The 19,504-nt window shown below is 61.0% G+C and carries 21 protein-coding genes and 1 pseudogene; 9 read left to right on the top strand and 13 right to left on the bottom strand.

The window, feature by feature from the left end:
- Positions 1-109: 109 nt before the first annotated feature.
- The 3 genes from VF436_RS11235 (at position 110) to VF436_RS11225 (ending at position 2,681) form a co-directional block, all read left to right on the top strand.
- Complete coding sequence (locus VF436_RS11235) at positions 110-1,120, top strand: methionine ABC transporter ATP-binding protein (RefSeq protein ID WP_330904115.1); 1,011 nt, start codon at positions 110-112, stop codon at positions 1,118-1,120.
- The gene (locus VF436_RS11230) at positions 1,120-1,809 is read left to right on the top strand and encodes a methionine ABC transporter permease (protein WP_414649842.1); all 690 of its coding nucleotides are present in this window, start codon (positions 1,120-1,122) and stop codon (positions 1,807-1,809) included. The genes VF436_RS11235 and VF436_RS11230 overlap by 1 nt, the downstream gene beginning before the upstream one ends.
- 80 nt (positions 1,810-1,889) lie before the next feature.
- Complete coding sequence (locus VF436_RS11225) at positions 1,890-2,681, top strand: MetQ/NlpA family ABC transporter substrate-binding protein (protein ID WP_330904113.1); 792 nt, start codon at positions 1,890-1,892, stop codon at positions 2,679-2,681.
- 118 nt (positions 2,682-2,799) lie between these two features.
- Here the strand turns inward: VF436_RS11225 and pncB are convergent, their stop codons facing one another.
- On the bottom strand, positions 2,800-3,984 hold the full coding sequence (pncB, locus tag VF436_RS11220) for a nicotinate phosphoribosyltransferase (RefSeq protein ID WP_330904112.1): 1,185 nt from the start codon (positions 3,982-3,984) through the stop codon (positions 2,800-2,802).
- A gap of 325 nt (positions 3,985-4,309) precedes the next feature.
- Here pncB and VF436_RS11215 point away from each other — a divergent pair, with 325 nt between their 5' ends.
- Positions 4,310-5,197 carry a cytochrome c gene (locus VF436_RS11215; protein WP_330904111.1) on the top strand — a complete coding sequence of 296 codons (888 nt, stop codon included), beginning with the start codon at positions 4,310-4,312 and terminating at the stop codon, positions 5,195-5,197.
- 17 nt (positions 5,198-5,214) lie between these two features.
- Here VF436_RS11215 and VF436_RS11210 read toward each other — a convergent pair whose 3' ends face one another.
- The 3 genes from VF436_RS11210 to VF436_RS11200 all read right to left on the bottom strand — a co-directional run bounded on the left by VF436_RS11210 (position 5,215) and on the right by VF436_RS11200 (position 7,367).
- Complete coding sequence (locus tag VF436_RS11210; RefSeq protein ID WP_330904110.1) at positions 5,215-6,225, bottom strand: aminopeptidase; 1,011 nt, start codon at positions 6,223-6,225, stop codon at positions 5,215-5,217.
- Positions 6,226-6,342: 117 nt separating this feature from the next.
- On the bottom strand, positions 6,343-6,756 hold the full coding sequence (locus VF436_RS11205; RefSeq protein WP_330904109.1) for a hypothetical protein: 414 nt from the start codon (positions 6,754-6,756) through the stop codon (positions 6,343-6,345).
- 143 nt (positions 6,757-6,899) lie between these two features.
- A complete protein-coding gene (locus tag VF436_RS11200; protein ID WP_330904108.1) occupies positions 6,900-7,367 on the bottom strand; it encodes a hypothetical protein in 468 nt (155 codons plus the stop codon).
- A 133-nt stretch (positions 7,368-7,500) separates the two neighbouring features.
- Between VF436_RS11200 and VF436_RS11195 the strand changes: the two genes are divergently transcribed.
- Positions 7,501-7,848 (top strand): hypothetical protein, encoded by a 348-nt coding sequence (locus tag VF436_RS11195; protein WP_330904107.1) that lies wholly within the window; start codon positions 7,501-7,503, stop codon positions 7,846-7,848.
- 40 nt (positions 7,849-7,888) lie between these two features.
- Here the strand turns inward: VF436_RS11195 and VF436_RS11190 are convergent, their stop codons facing one another.
- On the bottom strand, positions 7,889-8,503 hold the full coding sequence (locus tag VF436_RS11190) for a rhomboid family intramembrane serine protease (protein WP_330904106.1): 615 nt from the start codon (positions 8,501-8,503) through the stop codon (positions 7,889-7,891).
- A gap of 168 nt (positions 8,504-8,671) precedes the next feature.
- Between VF436_RS11190 and VF436_RS11185 the strand changes: the two genes are divergently transcribed.
- Entirely contained in the window at positions 8,672-9,553 is an 882-nt protein-coding gene (locus VF436_RS11185; RefSeq protein WP_330904105.1) for a PhzF family phenazine biosynthesis protein, read from the top strand.
- Positions 9,550-10,020: a YaiI/YqxD family protein gene (locus tag VF436_RS11180; protein WP_330904104.1), complete on the top strand. Its 471-nt coding sequence runs from the start codon at positions 9,550-9,552 to the stop codon at positions 10,018-10,020. The genes VF436_RS11185 and VF436_RS11180 overlap by 4 nt, the downstream gene beginning before the upstream one ends.
- A 55-nt stretch (positions 10,021-10,075) precedes the next feature.
- On the opposite strand, the pseudogene VF436_RS11175 reads toward VF436_RS11180, so the two are convergent.
- Both VF436_RS11175 and VF436_RS11170 read right to left on the bottom strand, forming a co-directional pair.
- Positions 10,076-10,960, bottom strand: a pseudogene (locus VF436_RS11175) (NAD(P)-dependent oxidoreductase); the annotation flags it as partial.
- A 72-nt stretch (positions 10,961-11,032) separates the two neighbouring features.
- Positions 11,033-12,247: an NAD(P)/FAD-dependent oxidoreductase gene (locus VF436_RS11170; RefSeq protein WP_330904102.1), complete on the bottom strand. Its 1,215-nt coding sequence runs from the start codon at positions 12,245-12,247 to the stop codon at positions 11,033-11,035.
- Between the two features lie 63 nt (positions 12,248-12,310).
- On the opposite strand from VF436_RS11170, the gene VF436_RS11165 reads away from it, so the two are divergent.
- Positions 12,311-12,793, top strand: coding sequence for a YajQ family cyclic di-GMP-binding protein (locus tag VF436_RS11165; protein WP_330904101.1), 483 nt, complete (start codon positions 12,311-12,313; stop codon positions 12,791-12,793).
- A 122-nt stretch (positions 12,794-12,915) separates the two neighbouring features.
- On the opposite strand, the gene VF436_RS11160 is transcribed toward VF436_RS11165, so the two are convergent.
- From VF436_RS11160 to VF436_RS11145, 4 genes are all read right to left on the bottom strand, one after another.
- On the bottom strand, positions 12,916-13,584 hold the full coding sequence (locus VF436_RS11160; RefSeq protein WP_330904100.1) for a DUF1345 domain-containing protein: 669 nt from the start codon (positions 13,582-13,584) through the stop codon (positions 12,916-12,918).
- A gap of 98 nt (positions 13,585-13,682) precedes the next feature.
- Entirely contained in the window at positions 13,683-13,958 is a 276-nt protein-coding gene (locus tag VF436_RS11155) for a GNAT family N-acetyltransferase (RefSeq protein ID WP_330904099.1), read from the bottom strand.
- Positions 13,959-14,040: 82 nt separating this feature from the next.
- Positions 14,041-15,120, bottom strand: a complete 1,080-nt coding sequence (locus VF436_RS11150; protein ID WP_330904098.1) for a 3-deoxy-7-phosphoheptulonate synthase — start codon at positions 15,118-15,120, stop codon at positions 14,041-14,043.
- Between the two features lie 216 nt (positions 15,121-15,336).
- Positions 15,337-16,608: an MFS transporter gene (locus VF436_RS11145; RefSeq protein ID WP_330904097.1), complete on the bottom strand. Its 1,272-nt coding sequence runs from the start codon at positions 16,606-16,608 to the stop codon at positions 15,337-15,339.
- 71 nt (positions 16,609-16,679) lie between these two features.
- Between VF436_RS11145 and VF436_RS11140 the strand changes: the two genes are divergently transcribed.
- Complete coding sequence (locus VF436_RS11140) at positions 16,680-17,276, top strand: TetR/AcrR family transcriptional regulator (RefSeq protein ID WP_330904096.1); 597 nt, start codon at positions 16,680-16,682, stop codon at positions 17,274-17,276.
- A 15-nt stretch (positions 17,277-17,291) separates the two neighbouring features.
- Here VF436_RS11140 and VF436_RS11135 read toward each other — a convergent pair whose 3' ends face one another.
- Positions 17,292-18,221 carry an MBL fold metallo-hydrolase gene (locus tag VF436_RS11135; protein WP_330904095.1) on the bottom strand — a complete coding sequence of 310 codons (930 nt, stop codon included), beginning with the start codon at positions 18,219-18,221 and terminating at the stop codon, positions 17,292-17,294.
- A gap of 70 nt (positions 18,222-18,291) precedes the next feature.
- On the bottom strand, positions 18,292-19,473 hold the full coding sequence (locus tag VF436_RS11130; RefSeq protein ID WP_330904094.1) for a GGDEF domain-containing protein: 1,182 nt from the start codon (positions 19,471-19,473) through the stop codon (positions 18,292-18,294).
- Positions 19,474-19,504: the final 31 nt, after the last annotated feature.

Below are 19,504 nucleotides of genomic sequence, written 5' to 3'. Positions count from 1 at the left end.
CCTGGGTGGAAACAGGCAGTCTACGCCAGCCGGGCATCCCTGGCACCGGCATACCAGCTCCCCCTGGGGCTGGCATAATGCCGCCCCGGTCACTTTTCCAGGATCTGCCGTGATCCGCTTTGTCGATGTTCACAAGTCCTACCGTGTCGACGGCAAGGACATCTCCGCCTTGCAGCCGTTCAACCTGGACATCGCCGATGGCGAGGTCTTTGGCATCATCGGCCACTCCGGCGCGGGCAAATCGACGCTTATACGGTTGATCAACCTGCTGGAGCGGCCCAGCGGTGGCAGCGTGCTAATCGACGAGGTAGACCTGACCCGACTCGACGATCGTGCGCTGCGGGACCAGCGTCGCCACATCGGCATGATCTTCCAGCACTTCAACCTGCTGTCGTCGCAGACCGTGGCCGCCAACATCGCTTTCCCGCTGCGCCTGGCCGGATCACACGACGAGGAAGCCATCGCCAGCCGTGTCGCCGAACTGCTCGAACGCGTCGGGTTGTCCGCACATCGCGACAAATATCCCTCACAGCTCTCAGGCGGCCAGAAACAGCGCGTGGGCATCGCACGGGCGCTGGCTAACCGGCCTTCCATCCTGTTGTGCGACGAAGCCACCAGCGCCTTGGACCCACAGACCACTGCATCGGTGCTGGAGTTGCTTGCACAGATCAATCGCGACCTCAAACTGACTATCGTGCTGATCACCCACGAAATGGACGTGGTGCGTCGCGTTTGCGACCGCGTAGCCGTGTTGGATGCCGGACGTATTGTCGAGCATGGCTCGGTTGCCGACGTCTTCCTGCATCCCAAGCATGAGACAACACGCCGTTTCGTCGACGAAGCGCTACCGGAAGAAGCCGCAGGAGGCGCGGCCCTGTATGCCCATGTGCCCGGGCGCATCCTGCGCCTGTCCTTTCGTGGCGAGGCGACATGGTCGCCCACGCTCGGGCGTGTCACACGCGAAACCGGCGTGGATTTCAACATCCTTGCTGGCCGTATCGACCGCATCAAGGATCTACCCTATGGCCAGCTCACGTTGGCCATGCAGGGCGAAGGCACCGATCGCGCGCTGGGGGCCTTGCGCGCAGCGGGTATCGAAGTGGAGGAAATGACCCGATGATCGCTGTGCTTGCATCTGCGCTTTCCTCACTGTTCCCCAACATTGATGATTGGGGTGAACTGGGTAAGGCCTGCATCGATACCTTGCTGATGCTGAGCGGCTCACTCGCACTGACGATCGTGCTGGGCTTGCCGCTTGGCATACTCTTGTACCTGACCGGCAAAGGGCAACTTCGACAGATGCCCATCTTCTATGCCGCGCTCTCACTACTGGTGAATATTCTTCGCTCGATTCCGTTCATCATTCTGATGATCGTGCTGATGCCGCTCACGTACGTGCTGGTCGGCACGAAGCTCGGCATACGCGGCGCTATTCCTCCACTGGTCATCGGGGCCGCGCCGTTCTTCGCGCGCCTGGTGGAAACAGCGTTGCGAGAGGTCGAACAAGGTGTCATCGAAGCCAGTCAGGCGATGGGCGCCACGACGTGGCAAATCGTCCGTCACGTGCTATTGCCCGAAGCGCGGCCCGGGCTGATTGCCGGCGTCACGGTGACAGCCATCGCCCTGGTGGGTTATACGGCCATGGGAGGCGCAATCGGCGCCGGGGGCCTGGGTGACCTTGCCTACCGTTACGGCTATCTGAGCTACAAGTCGGATTACATGGTAGTCACGGTGTTCCTGCTGATCGTGCTGGTGCAATTGCTGCAGATGATCGGTGATCGCGTCGTGGCGCATTTCAGCCGCCACTGACCTGGCAGGCGTCAATGGCAGGCTTTTTGCCTTTGGCGGTATGGACGGCTATTCTGATGCAACGCACAAAGGCTGACATCATGAACAAGCTATTCGCCCCCCTGGCCGCCCTGCTCCTGCTGGCGGGCTGCTCATCCGGTGGCAACACCGACAGCAAGAAGCTTACCGTGGCCGCTACAGCCGTACCGCACGCTGAGATCCTCAAACAAGCCAAGCCGATCCTGGCCAAGGAAGGGATCGACCTGGATATCAAGGTCTTTGCCGATTACGTACAGCCCAATACGCAAGTCCTGGAGAAAGCGGTCGACGCTAATTATTTCCAGTCCAAACCTTACCTGGATGACTTCAACCAGCGCCATAACACGCACCTGACTGTGGTGACCGGTGTGCATATCGAGCCGTTCGGCGCCTACTCTCGCAAGATCAAGACCATCGACCAGTTGCCTGACGGTGCCGTCGTGAGCCTGCCCAACGACCCGAGCAATGGTGGACGTGCCCTATTGCTGCTGGCCCGGCACGGGCTGATCACGCTCAAGGATCCCAATAGCCCGGTGTCGTCGCCCAAGGACATCACCGCCAATCCGAAGAACCTCAAGTTCCGCGAACTGGAGGCGGCCGTACTTCCGCGCACCCTGGACGAAGTGGACCTGGCACTCATCAACACCAATTATGCATTGGCTGCCGGCCTCAACCCGACCAAGGATGCGTTGCTGATCGAGGATAAGGATTCCCCTTATGTCAACGTGCTGGTAAGCCGCGATGACAACAAGGATGACCCTCGCGTGCAAGCCCTGGCCAAGGCATTGACCAGCCCGGAAATCAAAACCTATATCCAGCAGCAATACCACGGCGCGGTATTGCCGGCGTTCTGATTCGACGCGGCGCTCGCGCCTACCGCGCGAGAACCCATTCATTTCATTCGCGGTGCAAGCGGCGACATCGTCACGGCTTGGAGGTTTTAAAACCTTCAAGCCGTGACTGAAGTCGCTCTTACGCGATAACAAGGGGGATGTCGAATACTTGCCTGAGATAGGTGACGTAGGCCTCGTCCTCGCACATGTTCTTGCCTGGCGAGTCGCTGAGCTTGGCTACCGGCTGGCCATTGCAGCGAATCATTTTCATCACGATGTTCAGAGGGCTCGGGCCAACATCGTTCGTGAGGTTGGTGCCCACGCCGAACGCCAGTTGGCAGCGACCGCGAAAATGCGCATAAAGCTGCATGACCTTCGGTATGTCCAGGCCGTCGCTGAAGACCAGAACCTTGCTGGTCGGGTCCACGCGATTGGCACGGTAATGCGCCAACACACGCTCGCCCCAGTCGAAGGGGTCGCCCGAGTCATGACGGGTGCCATCGAACAACTTGCAGAAGTACATGTCGAAGTCGCGCAGGAAGGCATTCAAGCCGTAGACATCCGATAGCGCGATGCCAAGATCCCCACGATATTCCCTGGCCCACGTTTCCAGTGCTGCCACCTGTGAATCGCGCAAGCGCGGCCCCAGCGCCTGATGCGCCTGCAAATACTCGTGGGCCAAGGTACCCAATGGACGTAATCCCAACTTCCACGCGAGCCATACATTGCTGGTACCAGTCAGTTGATCACCCAGCTCGTCGCGCAGTGTGGTAACCACTTCTTGCTGCCAGTCACGCGAAAAGCGGCGGCGGGTGCCGTAGTCGGCGATCCGGCAGGCTTCGTAACCACGGGTGTCACGCAACATCACGATCTTGTCGCGCAGCCGTCGACGTCCGTCGGCCAGGCTGAGCGCTGGTTGCGTGTTACGGAAATACACCTGGTTGACGATCGCCAGCAAAGGCACCTCGAACAGAATCGTATGCAGCCAGGGCCCCACGATCCGGATCTCGATTTCGCCATTGGCTTGAGCGGCCGGCTCGATGCTCACGTATTTCGTATTGAGGTGGAACAACGCCAGGAAATCAATGAAGTCGCTCTTGATGAAACGCCAGCTACGCAGGTAATCGAGCTCTTCGGCGGAGAAGCGCAAGCTGCAAAGCGCCTCGATCTCGGCACGAATCTCCTCGATGTAGGGAACAAGATCCACACCCGGATTACGGCATTTGAATTTGTACTCCACCTGGGCAGCGGGGTAATGGTGCAACACGACCTGCATCATCGAGAACTTGTACAGATCAGTATCTAGCAGCGAGCTGATGATCATCGGTAACTCTGGCACAAGGGACGGGCAATTATGGTCCCTGCGGCGGCATCATGCGACGCCGTAGACGCCCTTCCTGCCTGACAACAGGCAAAATAAAACCCCGAGGGCCAGGGGAGGGGCCGTCGGGGTTTGTCAGGCCGGGATCCTTGGGGAAGGATGGACCAGCCCCTCAGTGGTCGGGCAAAGCCGGTTCCACTTCGGGTCGCCTCACGGCGATCATGATGCTTAGATGGGTTCGCCTCGTAAAAGTTCAAGCGCACCTGACTGAATATTCATTCACGCGCGAGAACCGGCCGTTGCTACCCTTGAAACATTCGGTTATCCCATGCTTTTTCAATGGGTGGCGAAATCAACTGAAGTTTTCGCCTTGTCCGATGGGTCCATGATGGAAGAGGAAATGTCGATGCGCCGTCTGTGGCTGATGCTCTGTTTGGGATGGTTAAGTTTCGCCGCCCACGCTGCCGATCTGAACATCGACCTGGGCCACGGGGTTCAGACTTACCACACATCCCAATTGCTGGACCGGCATGATGCGCGGCAGATCGATATTCCCGCCGATGTCTCCTATAAAAAACCGATGCGCTATCGCGCCGTTCCCCTCCTTGCGCTGCTCGACGGCCTTGGCCCGGATGACCACCTGCAGTTCATCGCCAGCGACGGGTTCACCGCTGAAATTCCCGCATCGCTCCTGCTCGATCGACGCGGAAGCCAGGCATGGCTAGCAATCGAACCGGCCAACCAGCCCTGGCCGGCCTTGGCGGCAGGCAAGCCCAGTGCCGGACCGTTTTACGTCGTCTGGACGCGACCGGAAGCGGCGCACGTGGGCCAGGAACAATGGCCGTATGAATTGGCCACCATCCGTAAGCTGGCCGACGTCTCAGCACGCTTTCCCGCGATGCGCCCGAACTCCGCCCTGCCCGCCGATAGCCCGGCCCGTCGCGGATTCGCCGTCTTCCAACGCACGTGCATGGCCTGCCACAAGCTCAATGGGGGCGGCGATTCGCAGAAGGGCCCTGATCTGAATATCCCTCACAACCCTACCGAATATATCCGCGCGGACCTGCTCCGGGCCTTCGTGCGCGATCCCAAATCGCTGCGCTGGTGGCCCGCGGCACAAATGCCAGGGTTCTCACGTGACCAGTTATCCGATGCGGACCTGAATGACCTTCTCGCCTACCTCAAGCACATGGCCGGCCGCAAAGCGGTGCCATGACAAAGCTGTAGCCATCCTCACGGCATGGGGTTACCTGCCTCGGCCGCGCCGCCCGTCAGTAGGGCTTGCAGGGACGCATCACGCTGCACGCGCGGCTGGTGCGCCAGTTCTCGCACAGCCTGGTAGAAGGCTGGCCATCGCGCACCGCTGCGCCGGTACAACTGCTCGAACGCGGCCAGCCAGTGATCGTAGATACCAAACGGCAGCAGGCGCGCATTGTTGATAGGCGCGGCAACCCAGGCATCATAATCGTGACGCCCAGGCCACTGGCCATCACGCCATTGCGCATAGCGTTGGCGAAACGCAGCAATCTCCTGCTGTTTGCCTGCCTCCAGGTGAGCCGTGTCACCACCTTGCGCGTATACCACTCGCAAGCGTTTACGCAAGTCCAGGACCAACTGCGTAAAGCTGTCGTCCATCGCTTCGCTGCGTCCCTGGCTGGCCGGTAACCCACGAGACAGCCGCCATTGCCGCAGCCCCTCAGCCTGCACAAAACTGGCAAAGGACTCATTAAAGCTGCTGTCATCCTTTACATAGATCAGTTGGTGCGCCAGCTCATGGAAAATCGTGCTTGCCAGTTCGTCGTCGTCCCAGCGCATCATGCTGCTCAAGATTGGATCGGCGAACCAACCCAAGGTCGAATACGCCGCCACACCACCGACATAGACATCATCGCCGCCGGCCTTCAGCTCGCTCGCATGGTGATCTGCCTTGGCCTGGGAAAAATATCCCCGATACGCCACACAGCCGGCAAAGGGGAAACATTGTCTCACCGCATCGACGGAATAAGGCGGCGTGGCGAACACATTCCACACCACATAAGGACGATCCAGCGCGACGTAGCTGGTGTAACTGCGGTTATCGGGTAGGTACAGTGCGCGGGAAGCAAACCGACGCGCCTGCTGGGCCAATCGCAGACGAGCCTTCAGGTGAGGATCGGTGCCAGGTGCCTCAAGCACCTTGGTAATAGGCTGGCGATGAAGCACCAACTCCGACTGGCCGTGGGCGACGTGCGCGTAATAGCCCATCGTCTGGCACCCGGTAAACAAAAGGCTCGCGGCACCTAGTGACGCGAGCCTGATGTATCTCTTAAGAAACGGTAGCAAATGGGCAATGACTGGCATGCCGCCTATTGTGCCCTCTACTCAGCGCCAATGGCCGCCTCCACCACCATGGCCGCCACCACCCCAATGTCCACCACCGCCGTGACCGCCGCTCCAATGGCCGCCGCCATGCCAGTTACCCCCACCATGGCCGTACCAGCCGCCTCGACCACCGTGCCAGTATCCAGGGCCACCGCCGCGATAACCGCGGTAATAGGTGTGCCCATACCAGACATTGATGCCAGGACCGTAACAACACCCGCCATAACCGTACGAGGGGTACCAATATCCCGGATAATAACCGCCATCGTCGTATACCACCGAGCCGCCGCTGCCGTAATACGCGTCACCGGCAGAACTGCCGCCGCGTACGTAACTGTAGCCAGGGTCGTAGTAGCAACCGGAAAGCCCCGCTGTCGCGGCGACAAGCAACAGACCGGCAAGTAAGCGTTTCATGACAGACCTCCTGTTCCTGGCGATTTCCACGCTAGGTCCAGCCCATTGAATGGGTACTGAGCTGCCGGAAAACAAGCCACCGGGCATTTACCTGTCAGCCATCAAGACAACGCGCGTCCTTGCGCGTGGCACCACCGATTCAATCAGATCTTGCTACGGCGGTTGAGATCGCCCTGCAATTGAACCGGCTGCCCCAGTCCCGAATCATGATTGGCATGCTCGCCACCATGTTGGGGCGGATGACTCTGCTCGGTCGGATGCGCCTGTTGCTCGGCGCCAGGCCAGTTCGGTCCTTGTTTGATGCGCTCTTGCTTGGCGTCCAGCAAGGCCTGGATATGCGCGACAGCCTCTTCGGGGCTGATATGCGGCTTGGGCTCATCCGATACCGGCTGTGGCCGCACCTTGGGTCGCGTCGGACGGGCGACGGTCGGTTTCGATGCAGGCTTGCTGGCCGCTGCCGGCTTGGTGGGAGTGGCCTTCTTTACAGCAGGCTCCTTTTTCGCCACGACAGCCACGGATGTCTTTTTCTCGACAGGCACCTTCACCGCGACCTTGCTAGCGGGAGCCTTGCGCGTCGCCGGCTTGTTGGCGGGCTTACTGGTCGCCTTCACTGGCGCCTTAGGAGCAGCGACAGCCTTGCCAGGAGTCTTGCGAACCGCGGTCTTGGCGGTAGCCCTGGTCGCGGCCTTCGGGGCGGCCTTGCGAGTCCCCCCCTTTTTTGCCGGTGCCTTGCGAGCCCCAGACTTGCCGACGACCTTCCTGGTTGCCTTCTTCACGGTTTTCTTTGCGGCTTTCTTCACAGCCCTCTTCGCCGCGACCTTCTTGGTGGCGACCTTCTTGGTAGCCGCCTTTTTCGTCGCTACTTTCTTGGCCGGCGCGCTGGAACTGGCCGTCTTGCCAGAAGCGGCTTTCTTTGCCCGACTCTTGCGCGCGGCGGCCTTTTTGGTCGCTTTTTTAGCCGCGGATTTCTTCGCGGCCGACTTGCGGGTCGTTGCCATGCGTCTTTACTCCTGCGGTGGTCAAAACGCTCCGACGCATGTTCTGTGCGCCAGGCAAGTGAGCATTAACACCGGCAAGATGTATCTGGAGTGAGCAAAACCGGTGATTCCGATGCCATGCCACGGTAGATGTTTTACATCATAAAGTGTGGTCGTTGCAGCTGCGCGAGGAAAATGGACAGCATTTCTGGCCGCACGATCAAGGTAAATGCCACGCCATATGCCGCGCCCCACAAATGTGCACTGTGATTGACATTGCCCTCGCCACGCTTGTCCATGTAGATCGAGTAGCCCACATACAGCACGGCATAGATGATCGCGGGGATGGGCAAGGCGAAATACAACCTTACCGTCGCCCATGGCTGGAACAGGATGACCGCGAACAGCACCGCCGACACCGCTCCCGAAGCACCCAGGCTGCGGTAGCTGGCGTTGCCCCGATTGGCGAAGTAGGTAGGCAGGATCGATACGATCAGGCCACCGAGGTAGAAGAGCGCAAACCCGAACATACCCAGCGTGTGCGTGTAGAACTGCTCTACGTATCGGGCGAAGAAGAACAACGTCAGCATGTTCAGCAGCAGGTGCATGAAATCGGCATGGATCAGCCCGTAGCTGACCAGGCGGTAGTACTCACGCTGCCGCTCGATGGCCGGTGGCCAGAAGATGAGGTCATTGAGCAGGCGACTGTTGTTGAAAGCGGCGAACGACACCACGCAGGTGATGGCGATGATGATCAAGGTGACCGGCATGCGGGAGCGATCCTTCAGGAACCCAGGAGAGACGCGGCATCTTGACGAGGCCGCTTGTGCTTGTCGACCGGTCAGTCATGGCAAAGTTTCGCTGCACTGCCACAAATCGGCCATGGAGGACTATCATTTGGCGCTTTGGTGCGGCCCGTTGCCGCCATGACACACCCCATGCATCCGATTCGATACCTGCATCTGGACGTCTTCAACGCCACACTCGGCGGCGGCAATCATCTGGGCGTCGTCACCGATGCACGCGGCTGGAACGATGCCCAGATGCAACGTTTCGCGCGCTGGACCAATCTGGTCGAGACCACATTCCTGCTGCCACCGAGCACGCCTGAAGCCAGTTACCGTGTGCGTATCTTCACGCCGCACAAGGAAATTCCCTTCGCCGGCCATCCCAGCATCGGCAGTGCCCACGCCGTGCTGGAAGCCGGGATCGCCGAGCCCGTCGACGGCATGCTATGGCAAGAATGCCTGGCCGGCCTGCTGCCGATCCGCGTTGAAGGCCAGGGGCCGTCGCGCCAATTGCTGCTCAAGTCACCGCCGGCAAGGGTGGTCTCGCAAGGCATGCATGCCCATCCGCTGATCGCGGACGCCCTCGCAGGTATTGAATCGGGACGCTTGCCACCGGCGCTGGTGGAGGGCGGTCGCCATTGGTGGGTGGCCGAGTGCGCCGATGAAGCGAGCCTGCGAGGCTGGCAGCCAGACCATGCAGCCATCGGGAAACTGGCTGAGGCCACAGACAGCCTGGGCATTTGTGTCTTCGCCCGCGCCCGCCATCCCGACTACCAATTGGTGGTGCGTGCCCTGCCCGCGGGAGTCGGCATCGTCGAGGATCCAGCCTCGGGGGCCGCCAACGGGTTGATCGGTGCCTATCTGGCCCACGCCGAACCCGAAGGGGAACTGGCCCAGGGTTACACGGTGAGCCAGGGACGCGAAATCGGCTACGACGCACAGTTGCGGGTGCGTATCGATGGCGCGATCTGGGTGGGTGGCAAGACCAACACCGTCATCGACGGACACCTGTACTGGAACGCTGCCGAGTGAGCGAAGGCCCGCAGATATGGGTGGACGGCGATGCCTGCCCGGGCGTGATCAAGGAGATCCTGTTTCGCGCCGCCGAGCGCGAACAGGTCCATGTGACGCTGGTCGCCAACCAATGGTTGCGCACGCCACCTTCGCGCTTCGTGCGTGCTGTACAGGTGCCCTCCGGACTGGATGTCGCGGACAACGAAATCGTTCAGCGCACGCAGCCCGATGACCTCGTGGTGACCCAAGACATCCCGCTTGCCGCCGCGGTGATCGCCAAGGGGGCGCTCGCCGTGAATCCCCGGGGCGAGCTCTATACCACCGAAACCATCGCGCAACGCCTGTCGATGCGCAATTTCATGGACGAGCTGCGCGGTGCCGGCATCAATACCGGTGGACCGTCCTCATTCCATCAGCGCGATCGTCAGGCCTTCGCCAATCAGTTGGATAGCTGGCTGATGCGTCGCCGCCGCAAACTAGGCTGATTTTGTTGCTCGTCCCCCGGGCGCCATTCAAGTTGCATCCTGTACCAGCCCCCCTTCATGCATCGGGAAGGTTGGCGCGACGCGCAGCCACTTGCGACAACGCGGAGATATCCAGATCTTCATCCCCTTGCGCCAATGCCTCGAGCACGGTGTCACGCAGGACGCCGGCAAATGGCAACGGTACCCGCCTGGCAGCACCAGCCTCCAAGGCAAGATTCACGTCCTTGTACACCAGCGGCAAGGTAAACCCTGCGGGCTTGAACTTCTGCTCGACGATGAGCTTGCCATAGCCTTGATAAACAGGTGAGGCGAACAACGTCTGGGTCATGATGTCCAGGAAATCCTGGGCGCTGACCCCGTGGGCACGCGTCAGCGTGCTGGCCTCGGCCATGCTTTCGATCGCGGTCACCAGCATGAAGTTGCCAGCAATCTTGACGATATTGGCGCGTACCGGATCATCTCCCATGGGCCACACCTTGGCGGACATGGCATCCAGCAGCGGCTGCGCTTTTTGCAACGCCGACGCTTTGCCTGCGGCGATGATATTGAGTTTGCCCGCGGCAGCTACATCGGGCCGCCCGAACACGGGGGCGGCGACATAACCCAAGCCACGCTTGGCGTGCTCCTCGGCCAGCTCGTGCGCCAGTTCCACAGAGATGGTGGCGTGATTGACGTGAACCGCGCCTTCATCCATGGCATCGAGCAAGCCACCGTGCAGGATAACCTCGCGCACAGCGTTGTCATTGGCCAGCATGCTGAGCAATACATCGCCCTGCGCGGCCCGATCAGGGGTGCTGGCGGCCTTCGCGCCCAGCGAAACCAACGGCGCGGTGGCCGCCTCCGAGCGATTCCACACGGTCACCGCGTGACCTGCCTTGATCAGGTTGCTGGCCATGGCCGTGCCCATGGCACCCAGGCCTATAAATCCAACTTTCATGTCATGTTCCTTCGCACCATTTGAACAGGCAGTGGAACATGGAGCGTGTTCAGGTAAAGCAAAAGCCTTGTCTACCTAGGCCACCTGCCCTGCCGCCGTGCCCGAGGCCCAGGCCCATTGGAAGTTGTAACCGCCGAGCCAGCCGGTGACATCCACGACTTCGCCAATAAAGTACAGGCCTGCTACTTTCTTCGACTGCATGGTACTGGATGAAAGACCATCGGTATCCACGCCACCGAGCGTCACTTCTGCCGTGCGATAACCTTCCGTGCCGCTGGCCACGATCGGCCAGTCATGCAGGCGCTGCGCCATCGCGCGAAGCTCATGTTCCTGCCATTGCCGCATCGGCCGGTTGCCCAGCCAATGCTCGCAAAGGCGCTGTGCCAAGCGTTTTGGCAACAGATCGCCCAAGACGTTCTTCAGCTCGGCCGCCGGACGCGCGGCCCGCTGCGCGACCAGCCAGTCACCCGCTTGCAGCTCGGGCGAAAGGTCGACACGCAAGTCATCGCCAGTATGCCAATACGAGGAAATCTGTAAAATCGCCGGGCCACTGATACCCCGGTGCGTGAACAGCATGCCCGCGCGAAATGCATGCTTGCCCACGCTTACCGACACCTGTGGCAACGCCACGCCGGCAAGGTCCTGGTAGTGCTCCTGATGCTTGCCGCTGAGTGTGAGCGGCACCAGTCCGGCGCGTGTGGGAAGCACGTCATGGCCGAATTGCCGGGCCAGCTCGTAGCCCCATCCCGTAGCGCCCATGCTCGGAATGGAAAGCCCGCCGGTGGCGACCACCAGCGACTGGGCATGCACCTCGCCTCGCGTGGTCTTCACGGTAAAGCCTGATTGACCATGCGTGACGCGGTCGACCGCGCAACTCGTCTCGATGCGCACGCCGGCCACCTCACATTCGTCCAGTAGCATGCGCACGATCTGCTTGGACGACTCATCGCAAAATAGTTGCCCCAGCTCCTTCTCGTGATAGGCGATGCGGTGCCTTTCCACCAGCTCGATGAAATCACCCGGTGTGTAACGGGCCAGGGCGGATTTGGCAAAATGCGGATTGGATGAAAGATATTGCGCTGGCGTTACGCCGAGATTGGTGAAATTGCAGCGACCACCGCCGGACATGAGGATCTTCTTGCCAACCTTGTTGGCATGATCGACCACCAGCACACTTCGACCGCGATAGCCCGCCGTCATGGCGCACATCAGCCCTGCCGCGCCTGCACCAACGATCAATACATCCACTTTCACAGCACTACCGCCATTCACCTGAGTCTGGACCGCCATTATCCGCCAGCGCGCCGCCGATCGCTTACACTGTTTTTTTGTCCGCCCTCAAGGAACCCTGCCATGCCTTCTTTCGACGTCGTCTCCGAAGTGGACAAGCACGAACTGACCAATGCGGTCGACCAAGCCAATCGCGAGCTGGCCAATCGCTTCGATTTCAAGGGCACGGACGCCAAGTTCGAGCTGGACAAATTCGTCATTACCCAATCGGGACCTAGCGAATTCCAGTTGCAGCAGATGCTGGAAATCCTGCGCAACCGCCTGAGTAGCCGCAAGATCGACATCCGCGCCCTGGATCTGGCCGACCCGGAAACCAACCTGGCCGGCTCACGCCAGAAAATCACCGTCAAGCAGGGAATCGAGCAAGCCGATGCGAAGAAGCTCATCGCCGCGCTCAAGGAGGCCAAGCTGAAGGTGGAAGCCCAGATCAACGGCGACAAGCTGCGCGTCACCGGCAAGAAACGCGATGACCTGCAACTGGCCATGGCAGTGCTCAAGCAGGCCAAGATCGACGTGCCGCTGCAGTTCGATAATTTCCGCGATTGAGGCGGACAGGCAGCGGTCAGTTCGGCTGCAGGGCCGCTTGCGAGGAGTCAGCAGTGAGGAAATAGAGCCCCGTGCCTTCGCGCCTGACCTCTAACTCCTCACAGCCGGCCATGCTCCATTCATCACGCCTGGCCCGCCACCACATTCACCGTCAGCGCGATGATGAATACGTTGAAGAAAAACGCGATCACGCTGTGCAACAGGGCGACGCGGCGCAGGTAACGGCTGGTGATCTGTACGTCGGAGACCTGGAAGGTCATGCCGATGACGATGGCGAAGTAGGCAAAATCCCAGTAATCGGGCTGCGGCGTCTCGGGGAATTGCAGACCTTCATGCTTCTTGCCGAAATTACCATAGTAGCCATGGGCGTAGTGCATGGCGAACATGGTATTCATGAAAAGCCAGCTAAGTATCACGCTCATCGACGACAACACGATAGAGCCCACGCTGCCGTCTTTGGATGCGTGCAATTCCGTTCCCAGCGCCACCATCACCACGCCACTCAGCAGGATACCGCTCCAAAGGAAGCCCCACCGGCCACTGTCCTGCGCTCGCGACTGCAAGCGCATTTGCTGGGGGCCTGCCTTGGTGAAGAGCCATGCGACCATGCTCAGGAAGACCAGCGCAGCCAGGTCGAAGCCGAGTAGCACCGCCAAGGTCAACCGCACGCCAGCGGCATACAGCACAGCGCTGACCACGAGAAAGATCAACGCCGAGAGCATCATGCGCGGACGGGCGCGCATGGCGTGGAAGGGGCGCCAGCGCCATGCGCGCTTGCTGCGGGTATTCATGCCTGACTCCCTTGCCATGCAGGCATGGACAACGTTTGTGAATTCAAAGCCGGCTGCCCTTTATCCGCCGCCATGGCGGGCTCGGCAGATCATAACGATCAAGCGCGCAAGTCGGCATACTCGGGGTGGCGCCGCATCCACGCTTCAGCGTAGGAACAAGCGGGTACCACCTTCCAACCTTCCTGACGCGCCGTGTCCATGGCCATACGCGTGAGATTGGCGGCAATGCCCCGGCCGGCCACCGCTTCGGGAACCACGGTATGGATAACCGTCATGACCCGCTCACTCAATTGGTAATCGAGGACACAGGCCACGCCATCCACGCGCGTCTCGAAGCGATGACGATGGCGATCGTGCTGGATGTCCGGCGACATGCGAGCTCCCTTGGCATGTTGGCAAGGTGGCGAGCATAGGACAGCACGACGATAACCCTTCGTGAAGAATACCCTTGCACGGTCAACCGTTGGCTACCCGCCTTTCTTGACGGGTGCGGCGTGCGCGTACAGCGGCCGCCAGGCGATCGAGTAAAGCCACCGAACGCTCCCAGTCCAGGCAACCATCGGTGATGCTCTGGCCATAGACCAGCGCCCTGCCCGCCTGTAACGACTGTTGGCCACCCACGAGATGACTCTCCACCATGACGCCCATGATGCGATGCTCGCCCGCTTCGATCTGGCTGGCGATATCCTCGGCGACTTGTGGCTGATTATCCGGTTGCTTGCCACTATTGGCATGGCTGGCATCGATCATGATGCGCGGCATCAGTCCGCCCTTTTCCATCGCGGCACACGCTGCCTGCACACTTTGCGCATCGTAATTGGGCGCATGCCCGCCTCGCAGGATCACATGGCAGTCCTCGTTGCCCGAGGTCGCAGCGATGGCGACATTGCCTTGCTTGGTCACGGCCAGGAAATGATGCGGCTGCGAGGATGCCTGCACCGCGTCGATAGCGATCTTTACGTTGCCATCGGTGCCATTCTTGAAACCCACCGGGCAGGACAGACCCGATGCCAGCTCTCGATGCACCTGGCTTTCGGTCGTACGCGCGCCGATGGCTCCCCAGGCGACCAGGTCGGCGGTGTATTGCGGGGTAATCATGTCCAGAAATTCGCAGCCAGCCGGCAGGCCCAGGGCGTTGATATCCAGCAGCACGCCACGCGCCATGCGCAAACCCTTGTCGATGCGGAAACTGCCATCCAGATCCGGGTCGTTGATCAGGCCTTTCCAACCCACTGTGGTACGCGGCTTTTCGAAATACACGCGCATCACGATCTCCAGCGCATCGCCCAATCGATCGCGCTGCTGGCGCAGGCGTCGCGCATAGTCCAGCGCAGCCTGGGGGTCGTGAATCGAACAGGGGCCGATCACCACGGCCAGGCGATCGTCCTGGCCGGCAAGAATGCGATGCAAGGCCACGCGGGCGCTGCTGACGGTTCGTGATGCCTCATGACGCAGTGGATATTCACCGATGACCTGCTCGGGAGTGCTCAGGGGCTCGATGCTGCGAATACGTAAATCGTCGGTGTGGCTGCTCACGGTGCGGTTCCTTGGGTTGGAGCTCCGTGGCGGCAAGAAAAAACCGCCAGTGGAGGCTGGCGGTTTGGTCTGGGATTCTTGCTTGATCTTCGTTTACGACGATCGCACCCATGCCTCCGCCCGTGGCTTCGGATAGCCGTAAAACCAAAAATACAGGGCGGGTACGTGGCGGGTCATGTGGCTAGTGATAACACAACTTTTTGCTGGTGCAAAGCATCATGCGGGCTGCGGTGACAAAGTGGGACGACGACGAATGGCAATCGCCAGGAAAGATGCCACGATGCCCAGGCATCCGGCGATCACGAGTGATTCGAAATAGTTTCCTGTGTAAGTACGCATCGAGCCGGCAAAGAACGCCGCCGTCGCCGCCCCCATTTGATGACCGGCCGCGACCCAGCCAAATACAACGGGCGCATCGTTGTCGCCAAAAGTTTCCGCGGCGATCTTCAGCGTCGGGGGAACAGTGGCGATCCAGTCCAGGCCATAGAACACGCCGAATATCGACAAGCTGGAAAACGAGAAATCCGAGTATGGCAACCAGATCAGCGATGCCCCACGCAGGCCGTAGTACATGAACAGCAATTTGCGCGAATCAAAACGATCAGTCAGCCAGCCTGACAATGTCGTTCCGATCAAGTCGCAAAAGCCCATCATCGCCAGCAATCCAGCCGCGCGTACCTCGGGGATGCCATGGTCGCCGCACATGGCGATGAAGTGTGTACCGATCAGGCCATTAGTGGTGAAGCCGCAGATGAAGAACGTGCCGACCAGGCACCAGAACGTACCATGCCGCGACGCTCGCGCCAGGGTACCCAGCGCAATACCGAGCAGGTTGCGGCGCGGGGCATCAGTCCTTGCCAGGGCTGGATCGGCGCCGTAAGGCAACAGTCCCGCATCGGCCGGACGCTCGGGCAACAACCACCATACCAGCGGCACCAGGACCGCACAGACCGCCGACACGGTCCAGACCACCGGCCGCCAGCCCCCATGCTCGGCAATCGCTGCCAAGGCAGGCAGGAATGCCAAGGTGCCTGTTGCAGTGCTGGCGGTCAGCAGGCCGAGCATTAGTCCGCGATGGCGGACGAACCATCGATTGACCACGGTCGCGCCCAGCACGATGGCCACGCAGCCCGACCCCAACCCGGAGAACACACCCCAGCTCAGCAGCAGGTGCCATGGCTGGGTCATCCAGTGGCTCGCCGCAATGGATACCGCCATCAACGAAAGCGCGGCAATCAGGGTGCGTCGGATGCCGACCGCCTGCATCAGGGCCGCGGCAAAAGGCCCAACCAACCCGTACAAGAAGATGCCCACGGCGGCGGCGAGCGAAATGCTGTCGCGGCTCCAGCCGAACGCCTGCCCCAATGGCAGGATCAGCACGCCAGGGGCGGCGCGCACGCCCGCCGCCGCCAGCAAGGCCAGGAAGATCACGCCAGCCACCACGAATGCGTAGTTCTGGCCCCAGGGGCGGCGCTGGATTATAGTCATGTTACCGATCGGTACGGGCCTGCTCCCGATCATACGTACCGATCGGTAACATCGTCAATGCCAGTGCCCCCATGACCGCCAAAGATGCCCCGCCCAAAGCGCCTTCCAAGCTCCGCGCCGCCGAGCGTATCCGGCAGACCGCAAGCGAGCTGTTCTATCGCCAGGGCATCCGCGCGGTCGGGGTGGATGAGATCGTCACCAGCGCCGGCGTTACCAAGCCAAGCTTGTATCGCAGCTACGCCTCAAAAGACGACCTGGCCGCGCAATACCTGCGCGATTACGAAACCGATTTCTGGGCGATTTTCGAAGCACCGCGCGCAGAGCACCCAACCGATGCGCGAGCGCAATTGATCGCCTACATGACGGGACTTGCCCAGCGCGCCACGCACGATCATTACCGAGGTTGCGGACTGACCAATGCCGTCGTGGAGTACCCGCATGGCGACCATCCCGCGCTGGAAGTCGCACGGGCCAACAAACGCGCATTGCGTGCGCGCCTGGTCGATATGAGCCAGGCCATGGGAGCGCGTGATCCAGATCAGTTGGCCGATGGCCTGCTGCTCTTGCTGGAAGGTACTTATGCCTCAGGCCAGATGTTCGGCAAGGGCGGACCGGCCGGCTCGCTGGTAGCGGTCGCCCAGGCGCTGATCGACGCCCAGGTCAACTGAGCGAAAAACATCGAATCAGGCTTTGGCGTGATCCAGCCATACGCCAAGGCCCTGGGCGTTGAGCTCCACGTCCATGCCCAACAGCACCAGCAACTCGTCACGCGAGCCCTGCCAGCCATGCAGATGTGCGCGCTCCAGGTACAGGGCAGTAAGCCCCTCCTTGATGAACCCATGGCGATCGGGTGCATCCTTCGCGCCCTGCGCGATGGCCACCATGGCATCGATCTGCTCGTGCAGGTCCTGGGCGAGCTTCTCCACCGGATCCACGCGACCGTAATGGGTCAAGTACATCGCCACGGGTTCCAGCGCCACCAGGCGCCTGATGGAGGCATGCAAAGCTTGCGGATCGAATTGCACCGGCGTGGTGGTCGGTACGATGAACGGGCCGGCCGCGTTGTCGAAATCGCGATACGACAGCCCGAACGTATCACCCGTGAAGATCACGTTCGCCTTGTGATCATGGATGGCCTGGTGATGCCGGGCGTGCCCCGGTGTCTCCAGGCACTCCAGCGTGCGGCCAGCCAGGTCGATCCGGTATCCATCGGCTGATTCGATGACCCGCTCGACCGGGACCGGACGCAGGCGACCGTACTCGCGTTGCATGGTCTGTTCGCCGTATACCGCACTGGCACCGGCCCACAACTGCGACGGATCTATCATGTGGCGCGCACCGCGCGGATGCACGACCAGTCTGGCATGGGGCAATTGCGCCATCAGCTCGCCCGCGCCACCGGCATGATCCAGGTGCACGTGGGTAAGAATCAGCCAGTCGACGTCCTCAGGCTGAAGGCCTGCGTTTTCCAGCGCAGCAAGCAGCCTGGGCAGCGAATGGTTGGTGCCGCAGTCGATGAATGCTGCGCGGTTGCCTTCCACGACAAGATACGCGGCGTCGAAGTGTGTCCGGACAAAGCCGGTATCAATGGTGTGGATGCCCAGGGGATGCATGGTCTCACGGCGTGGGTGACGAACCCAGAGCGTAGCAAGATACGTGTCGCCGACGCGTAAGCGCCCTGGCTCACTGACCCGGCGGCTCGGTGGGCGAACTCATCACCCGGTTGCGCCCTGCCCGCTTGGCGGCATAGAGCGCCTGGTCGGCGCGGCGCAACACCGTCTCGAAATCGCTGTCCTGGGCACGCGACAGCGTGACGCCGATGGATACGGTCAGCGACTGCACCTCGCCTTCGATCCACAACTGCGCATGCTCGACCGCGACACGAATGCGCTCGGCCAGCTCCTGGGCAGCTTTCAGCGTAGTCTGCGGTGACAACACGACAAACTCCTCGCCGCCAACGCGACCAATCACTTCCTTGCGTCCAAGACACGCCCGGATGCTGTCGACCAGGGTCAGCAGCACCTTGTCTCCACCGTCGTGCCCGAAGCGATCGTTGATGCGCTTGAAATGATCGGCATCGAGCATCAGCACCGCGAATGGTTCGTCGCCTCGCGCGGCACGATCGAACACGCCCCTGGCCAGTTCGGCCAGAGCCAGCCGATTGGCCACACCGGTAAGGGGGTCGATTCGCGCGACCCGTTTGAGATCGGCCTGCATCGCCTCGTTGTACATCAGCAGGAAACCGATGCTTGTGAAAGTCGGCTGCATCGAGGTCAGCATCATGTAGACCGTGTTGACGAACGTGCGGTCCAGGATATTGCCGGGAGGCGCCCGGCCGAACAGCAGGTCGACGATGCGCCATGCCAGCAGGCTGGCCGACATCAGCAAGACACCCAGCATGATCCGCTCGGCAATGGAGCCCTTCGCTCGCAGGCATCTGGCCAGCGGTCGAATCAGCAGTGCCACGTCCAGGGCGACCACGATGGATGCCCACAGCACGCGAGCCAGGTAATCGGGCTGGACCATGGCGTACCAGAGGATCACTAGCCAGCAGGTAAGACTGACCACCACGATGATGCGTTGGCGCGAGGGCGCGCCCAACAACATGCGCATGGCTCGCACTGTCATGGCATAGGACACGATGACCAGGCCATTGGCCAGGCCAATCGCCCACCAGTCGCCCAGCATGCCTCGCATGCCCAGCAGCCACCAGCCGGCGGCTTCCAGCAGTGATGCCCAGCCACGAATGCGCAAGCTGGCCTGGGCGACCCCCGCATAGCTGCGCGTCGCCACCAACAGCAGCACGGCCAGGAAACTGGCTTGTAATGCGCCCAGGATGGCAACGGACGCCAGGTCGATGGACATAGCTTTTGATTTTTACCCGGCGGGTCTCGTG

It is taken from the genome of Dyella sp., assembly GCF_036384435.1.
Classification (GTDB): Bacteria; Pseudomonadota; Gammaproteobacteria; order Xanthomonadales; family Rhodanobacteraceae; genus GSA-30.
The sequence above is the reverse complement of the archived record's forward strand: the minus strand, read 5'-3'. Positions and strand labels throughout refer to the sequence as shown.